14 protein-coding genes and 1 pseudogene are annotated in these 19,787 nt (G+C 66.1%); 8 read left to right on the top strand and 7 right to left on the bottom strand.

Going from position 1 to position 19,787, the window contains the following annotated elements:
- Positions 1–292: 292 nt before the first annotated feature.
- Complete coding sequence (locus tag AC07OD_RS25985) at positions 293–3,367, top strand: hypothetical protein (protein WP_494598361.1); 3,075 nt, start codon at positions 293–295, stop codon at positions 3,365–3,367.
- A 53-nt stretch (positions 3,368–3,420) separates the two neighbouring features.
- Complete coding sequence (locus AC07OD_RS25980) at positions 3,421–4,296, top strand: UbiA family prenyltransferase (RefSeq protein ID WP_218339566.1); 876 nt, start codon at positions 3,421–3,423, stop codon at positions 4,294–4,296.
- Here the strand turns inward: AC07OD_RS25980 and AC07OD_RS25975 are convergent.
- Together AC07OD_RS25975 and AC07OD_RS25970 are read right to left on the bottom strand one after the other, a co-directional pair.
- Positions 4,279–4,707, bottom strand: a complete 429-nt coding sequence (locus AC07OD_RS25975; RefSeq protein WP_218295930.1) for a hypothetical protein — start codon at positions 4,705–4,707, stop codon at positions 4,279–4,281. The genes AC07OD_RS25980 and AC07OD_RS25975 overlap by 18 nt on opposite strands.
- Positions 4,708–4,783: 76 nt before the next feature.
- Entirely contained in the window at positions 4,784–7,165 is a 2,382-nt protein-coding gene (locus tag AC07OD_RS25970; RefSeq protein ID WP_494598360.1) for a glycosyltransferase, read from the bottom strand.
- Positions 7,166–7,436: 271 nt separating this feature from the next.
- On the opposite strand from AC07OD_RS25970, the gene cutA reads away from it, so the two are divergent.
- Positions 7,437–7,784 (top strand): divalent-cation tolerance protein CutA, encoded by a 348-nt coding sequence (cutA, locus tag AC07OD_RS25965; protein ID WP_494598359.1) that lies wholly within the window; start codon positions 7,437–7,439, stop codon positions 7,782–7,784.
- Between the two features lie 78 nt (positions 7,785–7,862).
- Here the strand turns inward: cutA and AC07OD_RS25960 are convergent, their stop codons facing one another.
- The 4 genes and pseudogenes from AC07OD_RS25960 to ftsY form a co-directional block, all read right to left on the bottom strand.
- Positions 7,863–8,921 carry an SPM autocatalytic domain-containing protein gene (locus AC07OD_RS25960; RefSeq protein WP_218295927.1) on the bottom strand — a complete coding sequence of 353 codons (1,059 nt, stop codon included), beginning with the start codon at positions 8,919–8,921 and terminating at the stop codon, positions 7,863–7,865.
- Positions 8,922–9,038: 117 nt separating this feature from the next.
- Positions 9,039–11,408 (bottom strand): putative bifunctional diguanylate cyclase/phosphodiesterase, encoded by a 2,370-nt coding sequence (locus tag AC07OD_RS25955; protein WP_494598358.1) that lies wholly within the window; start codon positions 11,406–11,408, stop codon positions 9,039–9,041.
- Positions 11,409–11,481: 73 nt separating this feature from the next.
- Positions 11,482–11,709, bottom strand: a pseudogene (locus tag AC07OD_RS25950) (LytS/YhcK type 5TM receptor domain-containing protein); the annotation flags it as partial.
- Positions 11,710–11,817: 108 nt separating this feature from the next.
- Positions 11,818–13,149, bottom strand: coding sequence for a signal recognition particle-docking protein FtsY (gene ftsY, locus AC07OD_RS25945; protein ID WP_494598357.1), 1,332 nt, complete (start codon positions 13,147–13,149; stop codon positions 11,818–11,820).
- 27 nt (positions 13,150–13,176) lie between these two features.
- Here ftsY and AC07OD_RS25940 point away from each other — a divergent pair, with 27 nt between their 5' ends.
- The 4 genes from AC07OD_RS25940 (at position 13,177) to coaD (ending at position 17,374) form a co-directional block, all read left to right on the top strand.
- Complete coding sequence (locus tag AC07OD_RS25940; RefSeq protein WP_369643186.1) at positions 13,177–14,622, top strand: M16 family metallopeptidase; 1,446 nt, start codon at positions 13,177–13,179, stop codon at positions 14,620–14,622.
- A gap of 22 nt (positions 14,623–14,644) precedes the next feature.
- A complete protein-coding gene (locus tag AC07OD_RS25935) occupies positions 14,645–15,991 on the top strand; it encodes a M16 family metallopeptidase (protein WP_218295923.1) in 1,347 nt (448 codons plus the stop codon).
- On the top strand, positions 15,988–16,683 hold the full coding sequence (gene rsmD, locus AC07OD_RS25930; RefSeq protein WP_369643185.1) for a 16S rRNA (guanine(966)-N(2))-methyltransferase RsmD: 696 nt from the start codon (positions 15,988–15,990) through the stop codon (positions 16,681–16,683). Before AC07OD_RS25935 ends, rsmD begins: the two co-directional genes overlap by 4 nt.
- A 190-nt stretch (positions 16,684–16,873) precedes the next feature.
- Entirely contained in the window at positions 16,874–17,374 is a 501-nt protein-coding gene (coaD, locus tag AC07OD_RS25925) for a pantetheine-phosphate adenylyltransferase (protein ID WP_218295921.1), read from the top strand.
- Positions 17,375–17,464: 90 nt separating this feature from the next.
- Here coaD and AC07OD_RS25920 read toward each other — a convergent pair whose 3' ends face one another.
- A complete protein-coding gene (locus AC07OD_RS25920) occupies positions 17,465–18,415 on the bottom strand; it encodes a LysR family transcriptional regulator (RefSeq protein WP_218339560.1) in 951 nt (316 codons plus the stop codon).
- Positions 18,416–18,525: 110 nt separating this feature from the next.
- On the opposite strand from AC07OD_RS25920, the gene lysA reads away from it, so the two are divergent.
- Positions 18,526–19,770 (top strand): diaminopimelate decarboxylase, encoded by a 1,245-nt coding sequence (gene lysA, locus AC07OD_RS25915; RefSeq protein WP_492253774.1) that lies wholly within the window; start codon positions 18,526–18,528, stop codon positions 19,768–19,770.
- Positions 19,771–19,787: the final 17 nt, after the last annotated feature.

The raw sequence follows: 19,787 nt of genomic DNA, 5'->3' as shown, positions 1-19,787 counted from the left end.
ATTAGGATCTCCTCGGCTCTTTTTTTCATGGGGACCGATTGTCGAAAAATAGCAGTTCGAGTGCGCTCATCATGATGATTGCAACGTTCAGCCACCGGCATGGGAGCAGCCCATTTTCCCGTTATGCACGCTGCAGATTGTTACACTGAAGTCGCTTGCCCAAGCGTCCCGTTGGCATGTCGTGGTGCCCTGATTTTCACGAGGCTTGCCTGGTGTCCGCCGGATTGATGCTGTCAGTGCGGGCCACTCCTCGGGGCGAAGCCATGCACGCCAATGCGTTTCTGACAAGACGATGAACCTAGATATGCGCCATTTGGCAACTTTTGAGCGAACACCCCCCAAGCCTGGCCTTTGGTTGCGCTTGGGCAGAGATGGGGTGGTGGCGTTGCTGCTTTTTTGCGCCGGCTTGCTGATATTCAACATCAACTTGCGAACGATCGGAGCCGCAGACACTTACGCAGCCCGGTATTTGCCGCTGTCGATCTGGAAGCATGGCACCTTGACCCTTGATCCCGTTGCGCTGCATGTGGCCCAAGGTCTTCGTCCTCCACAGAAGCCGGGCCAGATCGGTGAGGCTTGGTGGATGCTCAGGACTGCTGATGGCCACCTCGTCTCGATGTATCCTCCGGTAACGCCCGTACTGGCCGCGCCGCTTTATCTACCTGCGGTCCTGTACCTGAATGCCACCGATTGGGCGGTGCAGCGCGTAGAGCGCGTAGGCCGCATCATGGAAAAGCTTGCCGCCTCGCTCATCGCCAGTATCAGTGTCGCCTTGATGTTCTTGCTGCTTCGGCGGCAATCCGACACCAAGACGGCCGCTTGGCTGGCACTGTTGTTTGGATGGGGTACATCCACGTGGGTCATCAGCAGCCAGGCATTGTGGATGCATGGCATCGGCCAGTTGCTGGTGATCGGGTTGCTGTGGCTATCCGTCTTGCCACGACGCACGCGTTCGTGCGCAGCCGTGACGGGCCTGCTGTGTGCCCTGTTGGCTTGCAACAGGCAACCCGATGCCATTCTTGCTGCAGGCTTTGCAATCCATGCGCTTCTCAAAGATCGGGGAAATTTCAAATTCTTTGTCGTGGGTGCTGTCGTTCCCGTGGTGGCAACGTTGGCCTACAACTTGGGGGTGGTAGGCAATTGGATCGGCGGCTATGGCTTGGCCCTGCAAGGACAAAAACTTGATATCTCTCTGCTGAATACCCTCAAGGGCGTGGGTGGACTTTTGTTCAGCCCGGTGCAAGGGTTGTTCGTATTCTCTCCGTTCCTGCTTTTTGCTCTGCCTGGCTTCCTTCATCAGGCCCGTCAACCGTCTTTGCGTTTGCTGTCGCTGTTGCTGGCGGGAGGGGTTGTGCTGCAAGTTGTTTTCTATGCCGCGGTGAACTGGAGTTCCGGTGTCAGCTGGGGCCCCCGGTTTCTGACCGATCTGCTGCCGATCCTGTTTTGGATGCTGCCCCCTGTCGTCGAGGGTTTGGGGGTCAATGCGCGGAGAGTGTTTGTGGCGCTCGGCCTGTTTGCCGTCGCCAGTTCGGCAATCGGGGCCTTTGGGTACACCGGCAGCGCCCACTCGGAATACCTCAGTGCCCATCCTCCGCAGGATGCCAGCCAGCGGGTGGCGATATCCGAACGTGCCGCGTGGATGACCGAACATTCTCCGTGGTTGGCCCGCCCCAAGTTTTTCAATGATCTGTTTCCTGGGTTGTCCGGATCAATCGACCGATTGAACATTTCTCACGAGGGACTCGCCACGGTGGAAGGATGGGCTCTTTTCGGAAGCCGCCAGCCTTTCGATGTGCACCTGCTGATCGACGGGGTGCGAGTGTCCGGTGGCACGTCCGATTTTGGGTACCGCCAAGACGAAGATGTGGGCGCCCGGAATACCGGAACCTGGAAGATATCTTTTCCGGCCGCGCTTTTGACCTCCAGTCGGCCTGTATTCAGTGCGCTGGTCCGCTCGAACCCCCAGGCAATGCCCTGGATCCTCCAGGCATTCGAACTGCCGGTTCCCGCTGCTCACGCCGCGGCTTTGATGGAGGTCCCGTGGCGAGGGGCCATTGATGCGATTCGCGTTCACCCGAACCGGGGTCTCGACGTGGTCGGTTGGATATCCTCGGGGAACAAGGTCCCGGGAAATCTTGAGCTCTGGCTGGATGACCGGCGAGAGGCGGGTATCAGCTCTTTCTTCAGACGCCCGGACGTTGAGAAGGTCCTGGGCGTCACCGCTGCCAGTGGATGGAGGGCGAGCATTGCGGTGCGCGGCCTGTCAGCAGGCGAACACAGAATCTCCGTGGTGTTGCCGTCCAAAAGCCCGGCGTCAGCCCCCCAGCGTCTCGTCTCCAAAGTCTTTTTGGTTGAACCCGCTGCAGCGCCTCCCCGGTGGTCCGATGAAATGTCCATCTCCGAGATGGCAAAGTTCGCCACCTCGACGCTCGAATACCAACAGGATAGTGGGGGGTATTGGCTGACTGACTACACCAGCGAGGTGCATTTCCGGCAGCCCCATTCGGAGCTGAACGTATTTTCGACTGCGGCGATCGTCGACCTTCTGGGCCCCGTAAGTTCCAGCCTGAAATTGTCTGGCACGCTGGACAAGGCCAAACGCTTTCTTTCCGAACAGATCGAGGAGACCGGTCTTGTGCGTTACCACGGCCGTCCCGATCTTCCTTCGCATGGTGTATTGGGCTGCAGAATCACTCCCGATGCTGACGACACGGCGCTGGTCTGGCGCCTTGCCCCCGCGCTGGACGGCAAGTTGCAGGAAAAGGCCCGTGCGACGCTAGAGGCATTCAAGACTCCAGAGGGTCTTTACCGTACTTGGCTGGCCGCCCAGGATCGCTACGAGTGCATCGATCCGGGCAAGAACCCCAATCCTGCGGACATAGGTATTCAGATCCATGTCCTGATGTGGTTGGACCAAGTCGATTCCCTGGCGGCGCGGAAACTGTGTGAAGTCTTGCAGTCGCACTCCCAGGATCCGTCACTGTGGGTCTATTACCAACGCGCACCTGCCGCGGTGATGTGGCGGTTGCCTGCCCTGCAGGCCATGGGCTGCCCGTTGAAGTTGCCAGAGTCATTACTCGCCGTGCAGGATCCGGATCAGCAGCTCTGGTTGAAGGTCATTGAAGGCATCCACCTGACGGAGGCGAGGCCGGGTCGGAGCCGGCTCAAGGACAACGACAAGCTCCTGCGGACAATCGCGGCCAAGGGATTTGAACGCGTGTGGCAATCACCGGTACTGTATTTCCACAATGATCTCACGGCGACCGTCAGCCGCTACTACTGGTCTCCAGAGCTGGGGCTTGCGCTGTGGCTTCGTTTGTTCGCCGCCAACGAGCAGGCGCGCAAGAACGTTGCTTCCTCTCATTGATGGGGTGTGGGATGCGGACACCTGCCTGGTTCCGATGGCTGCAGTGCGTGCGGATGGACGAAGTCGCAGTGCTTCAAGGCACGCCTTTGATGGGATTTGTGTTTGCGCTTGATCGCAGTGTCCAACGTTCCGGGACCGATACGCTGTGCACGCTGGTGGCATTGGTGTGTGCGAGCGCCTGCCTCGTGGCGCACATCATCGTGCTCAACGACTGGGCGGGTATTGACGGTGACCTCCAGGATCCGAATCGAAGTACGCGTACCTTCTTGTCGCTCGGCATATCCAGGCGGGCAATGTGGTGCATGGCGCAACTGTGGGCGGTTCTGGGGTTGGCATTCTCGGCGTATCTTGGATTGCATTCGTTGTGGGTCGCCGGCGGCATGCTGCTGACCAGCACGTTCTACTCTTCACCCCGGTGGCACCTCAAAGGCATCCCCATTGCCAGTTCGCTGCTGCATCTGGCCGGTGGCATCCTGCATTTCTTGCTGGGCTATCTGGCGATTGGCGAACTGAACCCTCAGAGCCTTGTTTTTGCGTGCTATTTCGGTGTCGTGTTTGCGGCTGGCCACCTGATGCATGAAGTGCGCGGACATGACGCGGATGCAGCAAATGGTATTTTGACCAACGCGGTGGCGTTCGGAAAAAATGCCACCTCCATCGCGGCCTTCGTGCTGTTTAGCGCTGCCTATGGGCTTGTCGCAGTCTGGGCCGCCATGGAGCAGCATCCACTGTTGCTGAGTCTGTCATTGGCGGCTTATCTGTTGCATGGTCTCAAGACGTGGCAGGTGTTTCAGTCACGGCTCGCACCCCATCCTTTGCTGCATCTGCAGCGGCACTACCGGTTCAACTTTGCCGTGATTGGCTTGGTGCTCTTGGGAACCTTTGCGCTGCCTTATGTTCACGGCAGGGTGTCAGGAGTGGCTGGATAGCAGGCTGTAGATCATGCGTATCGGCTTGGTAATGCGCCAGGAGCCAGACCGCACAAGCGCGTCCACTTGAGCTTGCAGGGAGTGCCGTGTCGCGCGCAATTGCTCCAGCTCTCGCTGATTCACCAGCAGGATCTGAACCTGTTGCCTTGCCGCCAGCAGGGCGCGATTGAGTGCCAGAATCTCGTCGTGCATTTCGGCGCCAGCGCGCGCGAGCCGTCTGCATTCCTCGCGTGTGTCGATCAGGTCTAGTTCAATCCGGCGATGCTCCAAAGCTGAGGCGCGCAGAGGCGCCTGCTCCATGTGGGCAGAATTTTTACCGGACGGAATGGAGCGTGCCGCGACCCCGGAGGTCTGCGGGGCGTTCGCCATGCATGCAGATTCGGCGCATGTGTTTTTTGCTAGTTCATCCATCACGTGTCCTGCTTCGAATTGCTATAGGCTGAGATGTGTCGTTGCGACGCGGGGCGGCGTTTGCATTCAGCGCACGCTATTTGGTGCACTGCAGTGCGAGTACTTCGGCAATTCGGCTGCGCAGCCGTTGCGCACATGCGGCCGGCCCATGCTGCTTGTGCAGCAAATCCCGGGCATTGCGCGCACGGCGCGCGGCTTCGTCCGCATGAAGATACACCGAGCGCATTTGCCACGCCGCATGCGTTTCGTCCGGTTCGGCCCACATCTGGCCGGCGTGAAATGGGTAGTGGCCTTCGGGTACTGCAACCAGCGTGTAATCAACAGGCCAGCCTGTCTGGTTGGATACCAGTTCGGTGGTGGCGGAATAGTCGGTGGCAACGACCGGCTTGCCCAGCTCCATCGCTTCTGCGATCAGCAAGCCCAGGCCTTCGCTGCGGTGCAACGACACGACCGCATCGCAGCAGCCGATGAGTTGCAAGGTGGCGCTCCGACTCAGGGTGTCTTCAATCAGCTGGACATCCGGATCGCCGCGCAACTCCTGCAACAGTGCGGCCTGCGGGCCACGCAATTTGTCCGCGTTCAGAGCCTTGATGACCAGCCGGACTTTCGCAACTGGCGCATCTTGGCGAAACGCACGGCGAAACGCCCGGACCACCGCCATCGGATTCTTGCGCTCCACAAATGACAGGCAATCGAAGGAAAAGAAGAATATGAAAGCACCATCGTCCAATCCGAACTGCATCCGTTCACCGGCTTTCGGGGTTTCGAAAGTGAGCATCAGCGGCATGTAGCGCACAGGCTTGTCGATTCTGCCTTCCAGCATGGCCTGGATGTACTGCGTGGGCGCCCACACCTCATCCACAAGATCGAATGCCTTGAGCCAAGGGGCGGGAAAATTCTCCAGTTCCCAAAAGGGCATCGTCGCCCGCCAAGCCCCGGAATTCAAGGAGGATTCGAGTGTTTTGACGACGAGGGGCAACTGGTCCGCATTGACGTTGAAGACCTCGATGGGGGAGGACGATTGGCCAACAAAAAGTCCTTCCAGAGACTGTTCCAGTTCACTGGACAACGCGCTGATGCGAACCGGCAGGCCGCATACCGGGATCTGGCCGTGGTCGAGCGCACGCAACATCTGTCGACCTGCTTCGCCAACGCCCAACGCCAGCCGCAGGTAACCCACCACCGTGACCGAGGGACCTTTGTTCGTGCACTGCAAAGGGAGGGCGTCCATAGCGGTTGTGGACGGTGCATCGATGGGCTGCCTGGGGGCCATGATGGCTCTGCCGTCGAACCAGGGTCGCCCGTGGGTTCTGAACCAGTCCAGGTATCTGTCGACACCTTGTGCTGTCGAGAGATCGAATGCATGTCGAAGCCCCGGCTCGCTGCGGTGTATTTCTGTCAGCAGGCGCGTGGCCTGACCCGAGGCCCCGCTGCATGCGTCGGGACTTGGCAAATGCAAGTAGTCCTCGTAAGTGGCGAATGGATCGCCGCCTAGCCAGCGCACATGGCGGTCACGGAACATGCGGCGTACAAATTTCGGAATGGGAGTGCCAGAGGCAAATCGCCCATAAGCGTATGCGCCGACAGGAATGTCTCCGTGGCCATTGGCGAGCACCCGGGACGCATAGCGATGCATCAGGTTTGCCAGCGGATGCGAGATGTCTGCGTCGCGAAATGCCTGGGTGTATTTCGACAACCGTTGCGGGTTGAGTGGATCAATGCCGCTGAAGTGGAAAAAACACAGAGGCTCGCCGTCCACCAGCCACGCACCCGCTTCGCCCGTCAATGTCCGCTGGTGGAGATTCCAGTAGGCCACGTTGTATGTGGTATCCCGCAGAATCTGCGCCTTGGCGGCAAAGCCGGGGATCAGATCCATGAATTTCTGATCGACAAATCGGCCGGAATCCGGCTCGTTGACGCAGTCATATTGCAGCCGGCGCGACCACCAACGCAGCAGCTCTTCTGTTTCCTGCGCGGCACCGACTCCCAGGAAACCAAGGTTGTAGACACCGGCGCGCATGATGCCGACGTCATCGGGAAAGTCGCTCCGCTCGGCGGGCTTCGTCATGTGCGGCGTCAGGACAAACGAGGCGCCGGCTTCCAGCAACGCGAACACCTTGTCCAGCGGCGCGTATACCTCGATGTCTGGGTCGAGATAGACGACGTGCTCATGACCCCGGTCCCGCAGCGCGCGGAACATGAAGGGCTTGACGGCCGTGTTGAATTCCATGATGTCGTAGCGAAATGCGAATCCGCGGAAATCATCGATATTCAGGTCTGTGGCCGCAATCACCTGGCATGCATCGGGATAGTCCACCATCTCCGGCTGCACGTCGTCGGCCAGGCACAGATATACATCGGCTTCTGGATGGTGCCGCTGGATGCTCTCCAGCAAGACCTTGGCCATCGGCACATAGTTGTTCGAGCAGATGGTGAAAAGTGCGCGTTGAGCCGTCATTTTTTCTTTGAGGATTTGTCTGCTGAATTGCTTTGACTCGCAAACAACGAGCGACAGGCCCAGCTAACGCATGAATAGTGAACAAAATCTAACACACCCTATGGCCTGGGCAGGGTGACGCGCAGCGCCTGCCATTGAAAGCGGCTAGAAGTTCTCCATTGGCAGATGGATACGGCGCACGGAGCCGTCAAGGGAGGGGCGTGGAGAACCACCGGCTGGCGCTTCCCAGGACGCTATGGCAGACTGCAGCGCCCAACTTCGGGAGACGCGCATGACCGAGCCGACCGCCCTTTGCGACATTCTCGTTGTCACCACCACGGTGGCCACCGAAGCGGAAGCGCGGCGGCTGGCGCAGCTGGTCTTGCAGGCGCGGCTGGCGGCCTGTGTGCAGGTGGAGCCGATCACGGCCTACTTCCGCTGGCAGGGCGCCTCGCAGGAGGACCGTGAATTCCGACTGGTCTGCAAGACCGTGGCGCGCGCGCTGCACCCGCTGTTGGCGCTTTTGCGGGCGCAACATCCTTATGCGCTGCCGCAACTGGTGGTGCAGGCGCTGCAGGGGTCCGCAGAATATGCCGGCTGGGTGGATGCGCAGGTGGCCCATGCCACGGTGCTGGCCTGACTGCGGGGGCATCCGCCGTTTTTCCAGCCTCCTGGGCGGCAGGTGCAGGTTCCTGCCTGGCCCCTGTGGCTGGGCTGGCTACACGCTCAGGTCGATCTGCTGCACCGTGCCCGCGCTGCCGTCGTCTCGCAGGTAGACGCTGGTGGAGCGCACGGCGCCCAGGCTGCCGTTGTCGGCGCTGCGCAGGGCAAAGGGCGTTGCCTGGGCGCTGAGCTGCACCGCGCCCACGCCCAGTTCCTGCAGGGTTTGCAGGCGGCCCGTGCCATCCGCATCCGGGGTCCACACGCGCAGTTGCTGGAAGACGGGGTCGGCCTCGTCGATCCAGCCGTTGCCGTCGCTGTCATGCCGGGCCAGCTCCGAAAAGCCGTTCCCCGTGCCCGGGCCGAAGAGTTCCAGGCCGTTGTCGATGCGTGCGTTCTGGTTGTTGTCCAGCGCCAGGTAGCCCCGGTTCCCGGCCAGCAGAGGCACCTGTTCGGTCTGCCCGTCGCCGTCCAGGTCGAAGGCGAAGCGCAGGTCCTGTAGCTGCGCGGCGGTGCCGTCGAAGTTGATGACCAGGGGGTCCACCGCCACGGCATCGCCCAGCCGCAGGCTGACGGAGGATTCCTCGCGGTAGCTGCGCTGCATGTCCAGCTGCAGCGTGAACTGGATCTCCCGGCCATCGGCGGTGCGCACGGTGCCCGCCGCCGCGAACTGGGTGCGTTCGGTTTCCTCCAGCACCTCGCGCTGTTCGTAGATCACGCCAAAGCCCGCGCGCTGGCGGGGGGCCTCCGTGGTGCCGCCCCCGGCGGGGGGCGCAGCGGGCACGGGCTCGGCGGGCGCCTCGGCGGCCTTGGGCCCGGCATACACGCGAACCAGCACGCCGGTCATGCGTTCGATGAGGTCGCGGATCATCGCGAGCTGGGGTGTCAGGCCTTCGTCGGGGTCGCGCGTGGGGCGCGGCTCGACGGAGGCCGAGGCCGCGTGGGCGGCCTGAGCCAGGCGGGCCGCGCTGGAGATCTGGGGCGGCGGGGCCTGGCGGGCGGCGGGCGTGCCCGGAGGGCGCTCGCCCACCCACATTTCCAGGCGGCTTGTCTGGCTGTGCATGCGCGTGGCGGCATGCCGGGCCTGCATCTGCAGGGTGGACGACTCGATTTTCATGGGGCACCTCCATGGTTTCCACGGAGGCGCGGCGCGGGGCCGACTGTCGTGGCCTTTGGTTATCGGCATTTGCGTGCGGCAACTTGAATGCCATCGCGGCGCCGGTCTGGCGCGAGGTCAGCCGGGGGCCTTTGCGGGGCCCAGTGCCTCCAGCGCCGCCCGTTCAAAGTCTTCCAGTGCCAGCGGCCTGCCAAACAGGTAGCCCTGAAACGCCTTGCAGCCGTGCGCCAGCAGGAACTGGTGGTGCGCCGCCGTTTCCACCCCCTCGGCGATCACGTCCAGGCCCAGGCTGCCCGCCAGGGCGATGATCGAGCGGGCGATGGCCGCGTCGCTCGGGTCCAGCAGCACGCCGCGCACGAAGCCCTGGTCGATCTTGATCTGGTCCAGCGGCAGGCGCTTGAGGTAGCTCAAGGACGAGTAGCCCGTGCCAAAGTCGTCGAGCGAAAAGCCCAGCCCATGGGCCTTGAGCGCGCGCATCGTCGCGATCACGTTGTCCACGTTGTCGAGCAGCAGGCTTTCGGTCAGTTCCAGCTTGATCCGTGCCGGATCGGCCCCCGTCCGCTGCAGCAGCGCAAGCACCTGGGCCACGAAATCGTCCTGCAGGAACTGGCGCGCGCTCACGTTGATGGCGACGTTCAGGTGGGCAAACTGCGGGTGCTGGCGCCACCGGGCCTGCTGGCGCAGGGCGGTTTCCATCACCCAGTGGCCCAGGGGCAGGATCAGGCCGGATTCTTCCGCCAGGGGGATGAACTCGGACGGCGGGACCATGCCCTGCACCGGGTGCCGCCAGCGCACCAGTGCCTCTGCGCCGGTCACCCGCCCCTGGTCGTCCACCTGGGGCTGGTACAGCAGCAGGAACTGCGACTGCCGCAGGCCGGTGTGCAGCTCCGCCTCCAGCAGCGCACGGCGGTTGACGGCCTGCTGCATGTCGGGGTCGAAAAAGCGCAGGGTGTTGCGGCCCGCGTCCTTGGCGCGGTACATGGCCATGTCCGCCTGCTTGAGGACTTCGTCCACGGAGTCGCGGTGGTCGCGCAGGAGCGTGACGCCGATGCTGGCCGTGAAATGGTGTTCGTGCCCCGCCAGCTGGTAGGGCTGGCGCAGCTGGGCCAGGATGAGTTCTCCCAGCGTGCGCGCCTGCGCCGCGGCTTCCGGCGGGTCGCTGCTGAGGTTCTGCAGCACCACCACGAATTCGTCGCCACCCAGGCGGGCCACGGTGTCCTGTTCCCGCACGCAGCCGGGCAGGCGCAGGGCGACTTCCTTGAGGAGCAGGTCCCCCACTTCATGCCCCCGGGTGTCGTTGAGCGTCTTGAAGTTGTCCAGGTCCACGAACAGCACGGCGGTGGTCAGGCCCGAGCGCGCGCCGTTGGCCAGCACCTGCTGCAGCCGGTCCACCAGCAGGCGCCGGTTCGGCAGCTGCGTGAGCGCGTCGTAGAACGCCAGGTAGCGGGCCTCGTCCTCCGCGGCCTTGCGCCCCGAGATGTCGATGTCGATGCAGAACATCTCGGGCGGATGCCCGGGCACCTGGATGTAGGCGTGGCTGGAGAACACGTCCACGGGCGAGCCGTCCTTGCGCCGCAGCTGCAGCTCGCCCGCCGGGATGACCTCGCCCGTGGCGAACATGTGGCGCATGTGCCCGCGCACGGTGTCGGCCATGGCCGGCGGGATGATGAGGTCCAGCAGGTTGCTGCCCAGTGCTTCCTCGGCGGTGTAGCCGTAGAGCTGCTCGGAAGCCCGGTTCCAGTAGCTGGTGGTGCCGTCCTCCAGATAGCCCTGCACGGAGATGGACGGAATGTTGCGCAGCAGCGAGCGAAAGCGCAGTTCCGATTCGCGCAGCGCGCCCTCGGCGAGCTTGCGCTTGGTGATGTCGCGCGCCAGGAAGACCACGGCCGCCTGGCCGCCCACCTGCACGCCCAGGGGCTGGGCGCGCCCTTCGAAATGCCGTGGGCCCGAGAGCGTCTGCATCTCGTACTCCATGCTGTGCGTCTGGCCCGACTGCAGGGTATTGCGGATCAGCTCCAGGAAGCTGTCGGCCTGTGGCGCGGGCAGCACGTCATGCAGCCGCTTGCCAATCAGCTGAGGCGGGCTGGCCGCCAGGGGTGCGTCGTCGGGCGAGAGCACCTCCACATACCGCCCACGGGCGTCCAGCACGAGCAGCACGTCGGGGATCGCCTGGGCGATGGCGCGCAGGCGCGCCGCCGTGCCATGCAGCGCGCGCTCGGTGGCCAGGCGTTCTTCCACATCGCGCAGCAGCAGGCCCAGCACCACCGTGGCGGGCGTGAAGGTCAGCAGGAAAGGCACGGCCAGGGTCTGGTTGATGCGCTGGACGGCCTCGGCGGGAAGCAGCTGGAACAGGGCGACGACTGCGGTGTGCAGCAGCAACCCGAACAGGGCCAGCGGAACGGGCTCCACCCCCAGGCGCCCGCGCGCGCGGCCTTCGCGGTAGACCAGGCCCAGCGTGGTGCACAGCGCAATCACCAGCAGGCCCACCTCGGCGCCGGCGCCCCCCTAGCCAGAGGCGGCCCGTGGCGGCCATGGCGGCGGCGATGCAGGCCACCAGCGGGCCCCCGAACAGGCCCGCCATGCTGAGCACGACCGAGCGCGCATCGAAGATCACGCCCGGCATCAGCACCACGGGGGTGAGCATGCCCACCACGCAGATGGAGCCAAAGAGGATGCCGGAGAAAACCTGCCCGGTGCGCGGGTGCCGGCGCCAGACGCGGATGTTGAACCCATGCAGGAAGCACAGCGCCAGCAGCAAGGCAACACCTTTGACCAGCTCAATGAACATGGGCGTCCGCGCCTTTCCTGGGGAAAGCCCATCATGGGGGAATTGCTGCCGTTCGTAAACGTGAAAATGGCCCCGAGGGGGCCATGGATCGCGGTTGCGGGCGGGTTTTCAGGTCAGCAGCGCCTGCGCGAATTCGCGCGCGTTGAAGGTCTCCAGGTCTTCGAGCTTCTCGCCCACGCCGATGAAATACACCGGAATGGGGCGTTCCTGCGCGATGGCCGCCAGCACGCCGCCCTTGGCCGTGCCATCGAGCTTGGTAACGATGAGGCCCGTGAGCTGCAGCGCATCGTCGAACGCGCGCACCTGGGCCAGGGCGTTCTGGCCGGTGTTGCCGTCGATCACCAGCAGCACCTCGTGCGGCGCCGTGGCATCGGCCTTGGTGACCACGCGGCGGATCTTTTTCAGCTCTTCCATCAGGTGCAGCTGCGTGGGCAGGCGCCCGGCGGTGTCCACCAGCACCACGTCCTTGCCGCGCGCCTTGCCGGCCGTGACCGCGTCAAAGCTCACGGCGGCCGGGTCGCCGCCTTCCTGGCTCACGATCTCGACCGTGTTGCGGTCGGCCCAGACGCCCAGTTGCTCGCGCGCGGCGGCGCGGAAGGTATCGGCGGCCGCCAGCAGCACGGCCGCACCTTCGCCGGCCAGGTGTTTGGTGAGCTTGCCGATGGAGGTGGTCTTGCCCGCGCCGTTGACGCCCGCCACCATGATCACGGTGGGGGTGTGCTCGCCAATGACCAGCGCTTTTTCGAGCGGGCGCAGCAGGTCGGCGAGGGAGTCGGCCAGCAGGCCCTTGACGGCGGCGGGGTCGGTGGTCTTGCTGTCCTTCACTCTGCGCTTGAGGTCGGCCAGCAGGTGCATGGTGGCCTTCACGCCGGTATCGGCCATGAGCAGGGCCTCTTCCAGCTCTTCATACAGCGCATCGTCGATCTGCGTGCCGGTGAACACCGTGGTGATGCTGCTGCCCGTCTTGCGCAGCCCGGCCTTGAGGCGGTCGAGCCAGCCCTTGCGTTCCACGGGGGCGGCCGGCGCAGGTGCCGGTGCGGCGATGGGGGGGGCTGCCACGGCCACGGGCGCCGGCGGCGGGGCCTGCACCGGCGCTGCCACGGCCACGGGGGCCAGCGGCGGAACCGTGGCCGGTGCTGGCACGGGCGTGGGGGCCGCCTCGGGCGCCTTGGGGGCGAACGGGTTGCGCAGCCAGCCAAAAGCGGCCGGCGCCGCGGCGGGAGCTTCTGCGGGCGCTGTCGCGGGCGTGGTCACCTGCGCGGGGGCAGGCGAAGGCCCTGGCGGCGGCTGATGCACCGCCGGAACTGCCGTGGCCGGCAGGACGGAAGTGGGGGGAGCGGCAGGTGCTGGAGCGCCGGACGACATGGCCGGGGAGGGCGCATCGGACGGTGCGGGCGTCGATGGCGGAGCGGCGGGCTTTTTCTTGAAAAAACTGAACATTGGTGGGTTCTTAGAATCATCCATTCTATGAAACGTGCTTTCACCCTACTGGGCCTGCTGGCCTGCCTCTCGTCCGGGGCTGCCTTCGCGGCAACCACCCCGGTGTCCCAACCCTCCGATGCGCCTTCTTCCACGCCGTCCACCACGGCCTCTGGCGCGCAGCAGTTCACCCTGAGGAACGGCATGCAGCTCATCGTGCAGCCCGACCGGCGCGCCCCCACGGCGGTGCACATGGTCTGGGTGCGCGTGGGCTCCATGGACGAAGTGGACGGCACCACGGGCGTGGCGCACGTGCTCGAGCACATGCTGTTCAAGGGCACCAAGACGTTGCCGCCGGGCGAGTTCTCGCGCCGCGTGGCCGCCCTGGGCGGGCGGGAGAACGCGTTCACCAGCCGCGACTACACGGGCTACTACCAGCAGATCCCGTCCAGCCGGCTCGAAGACGTGATGAAGCTCGAATCCGACCGGTTCGCCCACAACCACTGGCCGGATGAAGAGTTCAAGAAGGAGCTGGAGGTGGTGAAGGAAGAGCGCCGCCTGCGCACCGAGGACCAGCCCCGCGCCATGCTGGCCGAGCAGCTGTTTGCCGCCACCTTCACCGCGTCGCCCTACCGCCGCCCCATCGTGGGCTGGATGAGCGACCTCGATGCCATGACGCCGAACGACGCGCGCGCCTTCTACCGCCAGTGGTACACGCCCACCAATGCCGTGGTGGTGGTGGCGGGCGACGTGGACCCCGTGCAGGTGCGGGCCCTGGCCGAAAAATACTACGGCGGCATCCCCGCCCATGCGCTGCCCGAGCGCAAGCCGCGCGCCGAGCCCGCGCAGCAGGGCCTGCGCCGCATCGCCGTCAAGGCGCCGGCCGAGCAGGCGTATGTGGCGCTGGCCTTTCGCACCCCCAGCCTGGACCGCGTGGAAAACCTCACCGACACCGACCGCGACGCCCTCGCGCTGATGGTGCTGTCGGCGGTGTTCAGCGGCTACGACGGCGCGCGGCTCGACCGTGCGCTCACCCAGGGCGAGAACCGCGTGGCCGACAGCGCCAACAGCAGCGCCATGGTCACGGGGCGCGGCCCCAGCCTGTTCATGCTCAGCGGCGTGCCCGCCGCGGGCAAGACGGCCCAGCAAGTCGAAGACGCCCTGCGCGCCGAGGTGGCCCGCGTGGCCCAGGGTGGCGTGAGCGAGGCCGAACTCGCGCGCGTCAAGACGCAGTGGATCGCCTCCACCGTGTACGAGCGCGACTCGGTGATGAACCAGGCGCAGGAGCTGGGCGGCAACTGGGTGCAGGGTTTTCCGCTCGACGCCAATGAACGCCTGCTGGAGCTGCTGCGCACCGTGACGCCCGCCCAGGTGCAGGCCGTGGCCGCCAGGTATTTTGGCGACGACCAGCTCACCGTGGCCACCTTGCTGCCACAGCCCCTGGATGCCCCCCGCGCCCGCCCCACGCTGCCGCCCGGCGCCGTGATCCGTTGAACCCGCCCTGGGCCCCTTGCACATGATTACTATCAAAAATATAGCTGCTCGCGCTTTGTTGATAAGCGCTGGAGTGGTTTTTTATTCAAACTCTGCCTGGGCGTTGCTGCCCATCCAGCACTGGACGGAACCCAGCGGCGCCAAGGTCTACCTGGTCGAAAGCCCCGTCATCCCCATGGTGGACGTGCAGATCGACTTTGACGCCGGCAGCCGCCGCGACCCGGCGGGGCAGGCGGGCCTGGCCAGTGCCATGGCCGCCATGGCCAGCAAGGGCGTGAAGGCCCTGGGCAACGAGCCCGCGCTGGACGAGAACGGCCTGGGCGAGGCCTGGGCCGACCTGGGCGCGAACTTCGAGGCCGGCGCCGAGAACGATGCGCTGCACTACTCGCTGCGATCGCTCACCGACCCGCCGCTGCTCGACAAGGCCGCCCGCCTGGCCGCGCGCCAGATCGGCGAGCCCAGCTGGCCCGCCGACGTGTGGCCGCGCGACCGCGCCCGCTGGATCGCCAGCCTGAAGGAGGCCAACACACGCCCCGCCACCGTGGCGGGGTATGCATTCGCCTCGGCGGTGTACGGCAGCCACCCGTATGGCGTGCGCACCACCGAAGACACGCTGATGCGCATCAACGTGGCGGACATGCAGGCGTTCCATGCCCAGCACATCGCTGCCTGCCGCGCCAAGGTGAGCATCGTGGGCGCCGTGTCGCGCGCGCAGGCCCAGGCGCTGGTCGCCACGCTGCTGTCGCGCCTGCCCGCCGCGTCGGGCTGCGCGCCGCTGCCGCCCGTGGGCGAGATCAGCGCGCTGGCCGCGCCGGTGGAGCAGAACGTCCCCTTCACCTCGGCCCAGGCCCATGTGCTCATCGGCCAGCCGGGCTTCCAGCGCCGCGACCCGGACTTCCTCGCGCTGCTGGTGGGCAACCACATCCTGGGCGGCGGCGGTTTTGTCTCGCGCCTGACCAGCGAGGTGCGTGAAAAGCGCGGCCTCAGCTACAGCGTCTACAGCTACTTCGCCGCCGGCATGCATGCCGGTGCCTTCACCGTGGGCCTGCAGACCCGCCCCGACCAGGCGGCCCAGGCCGTGAAGGTCTCGCGCGACGTGATCGCGCGCTTCGTGGCCGAAGGCCCCACCGAGGCCGAGCTGCGCGCCGCCAAGGACAACCTCATCGGCGGCTTCGCGCTGCGCATCGACAGCAACAAGAAACTCCTGGGCAACGTGGCCAACATCGCCTGGAACGAACTGCCGCTGGACTACCTGGACCAGTGGTCCAGGAAGGTGGAGGCCCTGACCGTGGCCGACGTGCGCGCCGCCATGGCCAGGAAGCTGCAACCCGAGCGCATGGTGACCGTGGTGGTGGGGGGCAAGCCATGAGCCGCTCGACCCTGAAAACCACCGCCATCAACGCCGAGATCCGCAAGGCACAGGCCGCTGCGGCCACCCCCCCGGCGGCCGCCACCGGCAAAAAGGGCGCGCCCAAGGACAAGGCGGCCCCGGCCGCTGCGCCCAAGGGCGCGGGCGAAATCCGCATCATCGGCGGGCTGTGGAAGCGCACCCGCCTGCCCGTGGCCCAGCGCCCTGGCTTGCGCCCCACGCCCGACCGCGTGCGCGAGACCCTGTTCAACTGGCTCGGCCAGGACCTGGCGGGCTGGCGCTGCCTGGACGCCTTCGCGGGCACCGGCGCCCTGGGGCTGGAGGCCGCATCACGCGGTGCCAGCGCCGTGCAGCTGGTGGAAAGCGACGCCGCCCTGGTGGCCCAGCTGAACACCCTGCAGCAGCGCCTGCAGGCCACCGCCGTGCGCGTGCAGCGTGGCGACGGCATCGCCGCCCTCAAGCAGGCCGCGCCCGCCAGCATCGACCTGGTGCTGCTGGACCCGCCGTTCGACAGCGACCTGTTCGGCGCCGCCCTGCAGGCCGCCGCCAAGGCGGTGGCCGCCGATGGGTTCGTGTACCTCGAGGCACCGCGCGCCTGGGCCGATGAAGAGCTGGCGCCCTGGGGGCTGGCGTTGCACCGCCACCTCAAGGCGGGTGCGGTGCACGCCCACCTGCTGCGGCGCGGCGCCTGAAGCCTCCGCCTGGCCCCGCCAGGCCTTTCAGGCCGGAGCCCAGGCCGCACACCCGCGCGCCGCCGGGGCGCTGCCACGCCCGCCGGGGACAGGGGCGCGAACGTCCATGTTGCAGTGCACTGCATAATGCGCCCACGCGGCCCGCCAGGTGGGGCCAACGACCCTTCCGCCAGACAGGAGACAACCAGCCATGGCCCAGAACGTGCTCGCCGTATACCCCGGAACCTTCGACCCCATCACGCTGGGCCATGAAGACGTGGTACGCAGGGCCACCCAGTTGTTCGAACGCGTGATCGTGGCCGTGGCGGCGGGCCACCACAAGAAGACCCTGTTCACCCTGGAAGAGCGGATCGACATGGTCCGCGAGGCGGTCAAGGGCTACCCCCAGGTGCAGGTCGAGGCCTTCTCGGGCCTGCTGCGCGACTTCGTGGTGGAGCGCGGCGGCAAGGCCATGGTGCGCGGCCTGCGCGCCGTGACCGACTTCGACTACGAGTTCCAGCTCGCGGGCATGAACCGCAGCCTGATGCCGCAGGTGGAAACCGTGTTCCTCACCCCCAGCGACAAGTACCAGTTCATCAGCAGCACCTTCGTGCGCGAGATCGCCGTGCTGGGTGGCGAAGTGCACAAGTTCGTGTCGCCCTCGGTGCAGGAGCGGCTGGCCGAGAAGGTGCGCACCCTCACGCCACCGTGATCGCTCTGGGCCCATCAGGCCCTGGCGCTTGATGGACAAGCGCTGAGTGCTATTGATTGAATAGCACTATGTTCTGGCTGCGCCGCCCGTTCATGGCAGCGCCCGGAACTGGCGGGCCACATCCACCGCCTCGGCCTGGAGCGCCTCCAGCATGGGCGCCACCTCGGGCAGGGGCGGGCGGTACAGCGGCAGCACGCACGCCACGCTGAACGGGATCGAAAACGCCAGCCGCCGCACCACCAGCCGGCCGCCGGAGCCGGCCGCCGCCAGGGCGGTCAGCGGGTTGACGATGGCCAGTCCCAGGCCGTGTTCCACCATCGCGCACACGGCGGCGGCGCTGTGGGTTTCCATGCGCAGGGTGCGCGGCACGGCGGCTTGCGCAAAACGCGCGTCGATGAGGCGGCGGTAGGGGTCGTCGGCCGACAGGCTCACGAAGGGCTGGTCCGCAAAATCCTCCAGATGCAGCACGGGCCGGCGCGCCAGGAGGTGGTCCGCCGGCACCACGGCCACTTCATCCAGGGTCAGCAGCACCTCGGCGCGCGTGCCAGGCGGGGCGGCGGCCTGCTCGCACAGGCCCAGGTCAAAGCGCTGGGCGCTCATCCATTCCTCCAGCAGCGGGGACTCCTGCGGCGTGACCGACAGGCGTGCGTGCGGGTGTGCCTGCAACAGCCGCGCCGCCGCGCCCGGCAGCAGGGCGTGCGCCAGCGCGGGCAGGCACAGCACCGACAGCTGCACGGCATCGGGGCGGCCCAGCGCCACGGCGCGGTCCACCACGCGCTCCAGGCCCTGCCAGGAGCGCTGCACCTCGTCCCACAGCGCGAGCGCGCGCGCGTTGGCCCGCAGCCGCCCTTGCACGCGCTCGAACAGCGCATAGCCCAGCAGCGATTCCAGGCGCGCGAGTTCGCGGCTCACGGTGGGCTGCGAACTGTGCAGCAGGCTGGCCGCGCCGGTCGCGCTGCCCGCGGCCATCACGGCGCGGAACACTTCGATGTGCCTGTGGGTGATGCGGCGGGCCAGGGGGGAGATGGCGGCATCGGTCATGGGTAGAGCATATCCAGAATGAATGGATGCTGTAAATCAAGGCATTCGACCAAATGGCGGGAAGGGGGCATCATCCAGCCTTCACACCGCATCCTGCCTTGGGAATCCGCATGTCCAACCCTTTCTCCCCCGCCCAGCTCTGGGCCCTGGCCGACCAGTTCGGCACCCCGCTGTGGGTGTACGACGCGGCCACCATCCGCCAGCGCATCGCGCAGGTGTCCAATTTCGAGACCGTCCGCTTCGCGCAGAAGGCCTGTTCCAACATCCACATCCTGAAGCTCATGCGCGAGCAGGGCGTGAAGGTGGACGCCGTCTCGCGCGGCGAGATCCTGCGCGCGCTGGCGGCGGGCTATGTGGCCGGCGGAGAGCCGTCGGAGATCGTCTTCACCGCCGACCTGTTCGACGCCGCCACGCTCGACTGCGTGGTGGAGCACGGCGTGCCGGTCAACGCGGGCTCCATCGACATGCTGCACCAGCTGGGCGCGCGTTCGCCCGGCCATGGCGTGTGGCTGCGCATCAACCCCGGCTTCGGCCACGGCCACAGCAACAAGACCAACACGGGTGGCGAGCACAGCAAGCACGGCATCTGGCACACCGACCTGCCCGCGGCGCTGGCCGCCATCGCGCAGCACGGCCTCCAGCTCGTGGGCCTGCACATGCACATCGGCTCGGGCGTGGACTACAGCCACCTGGCGGAAGTCTGCGGCGCCATGGTGGGCCTGGTGCGCACCACCCACGCGGCCGGGCACGACCTGCATGCCATCTCGGCCGGCGGCGGCCTGTCCATTCCCTACCGCAGCGGGGACCCGGTGGTCGACACGCAGCACTACCACGGCCTGTGGGACGCCGCGCGCCAGCAGGCCGAGGCGGTGGTGGGCCACAAGCTGGGCCTGGAGATCGAACCGGGCCGCTACCTAGTGGCCGAATCCGGCGTGCTGCTGGGCGAGGTGCGGGCCGCCAAGAACGCGGGCAACAACCGCTTCGTGCTGGTCGATACGGGGTTCAATGAGTTGATGCGCCCCTCGATGTACGGCAGCTTCCACGCGATGGAGCTGCTGCGCCGCGATGGCACCACCGCCGCCGCCCAGCCCACCGTCGTGGCCGGGCCGCTGTGCGAATCGGGCGACGTGTTCACGCAGGGCGATGGCGGCGTGGTGCTGCCGCGCGACCTGCCGGCCGCGCAGGTCGGCGACCTGCTGGTGATCCACGACACGGGCGCGTATGGCGCCTCGATGTCCTCCAACTACAACACGCGCCCGCTGATCGCGGAGGTGCTGGTGGACGGCGGCCAGGCGCGCCTGATCCGCCGCCGCCAGACGGTGGACGAGCTGCTGGCGCTGGAGCTGGGACTGTAGAAGGCTGGCGCGGCCGC

The organism is Acidovorax sp. GW821-FHT10E03 (assembly GCF_059415205.1).
The sequence above is the reverse complement of the archived record's forward strand: the minus strand, read 5'-3'. Positions and strand labels throughout refer to the sequence as shown.

What these genes read in the sequence shown, in the direction of transcription:
- AC07OD_RS25985 (WP_494598361.1), top strand. Translation starts at nt 293, where the DNA reads ATGAACCTAGATATGCGCCATTTGGCAACTTTTGAGCGAACACCCCCC.
- AC07OD_RS25980 (WP_218339566.1), top strand. Translation starts at nt 3,421, where the DNA reads ATGGACGAAGTCGCAGTGCTTCAAGGCACGCCTTTGATGGGATTTGTG.
- AC07OD_RS25975 (WP_218295930.1), bottom strand. Translation starts at nt 4,707, where the DNA reads ATGGATGAACTAGCAAAAAACACATGCGCCGAATCTGCATGCATGGCG.
- AC07OD_RS25970 (WP_494598360.1), bottom strand. Translation starts at nt 7,165, where the DNA reads ATGACGGCTCAACGCGCACTTTTCACCATCTGCTCGAACAACTATGTG.
- cutA (WP_494598359.1), top strand. Translation starts at nt 7,437, where the DNA reads ATGACCGAGCCGACCGCCCTTTGCGACATTCTCGTTGTCACCACCACG.
- AC07OD_RS25960 (WP_218295927.1), bottom strand. Translation starts at nt 8,921, where the DNA reads ATGAAAATCGAGTCGTCCACCCTGCAGATGCAGGCCCGGCATGCCGCC.
- ftsY (WP_494598357.1), bottom strand. Translation starts at nt 13,149, where the DNA reads ATGTTCAGTTTTTTCAAGAAAAAGCCCGCCGCTCCGCCATCGACGCCC.
- AC07OD_RS25940 (WP_369643186.1), top strand. Translation starts at nt 13,177, where the DNA reads ATGAAACGTGCTTTCACCCTACTGGGCCTGCTGGCCTGCCTCTCGTCC.
- AC07OD_RS25935 (WP_218295923.1), top strand. Translation starts at nt 14,645, where the DNA reads ATGATTACTATCAAAAATATAGCTGCTCGCGCTTTGTTGATAAGCGCT.
- rsmD (WP_369643185.1), top strand. Translation starts at nt 15,988, where the DNA reads ATGAGCCGCTCGACCCTGAAAACCACCGCCATCAACGCCGAGATCCGC.
- coaD (WP_218295921.1), top strand. Translation starts at nt 16,874, where the DNA reads ATGGCCCAGAACGTGCTCGCCGTATACCCCGGAACCTTCGACCCCATC.
- AC07OD_RS25920 (WP_218339560.1), bottom strand. Translation starts at nt 18,415, where the DNA reads ATGACCGATGCCGCCATCTCCCCCCTGGCCCGCCGCATCACCCACAGG.
- lysA (WP_492253774.1), top strand. Translation starts at nt 18,526, where the DNA reads ATGTCCAACCCTTTCTCCCCCGCCCAGCTCTGGGCCCTGGCCGACCAG.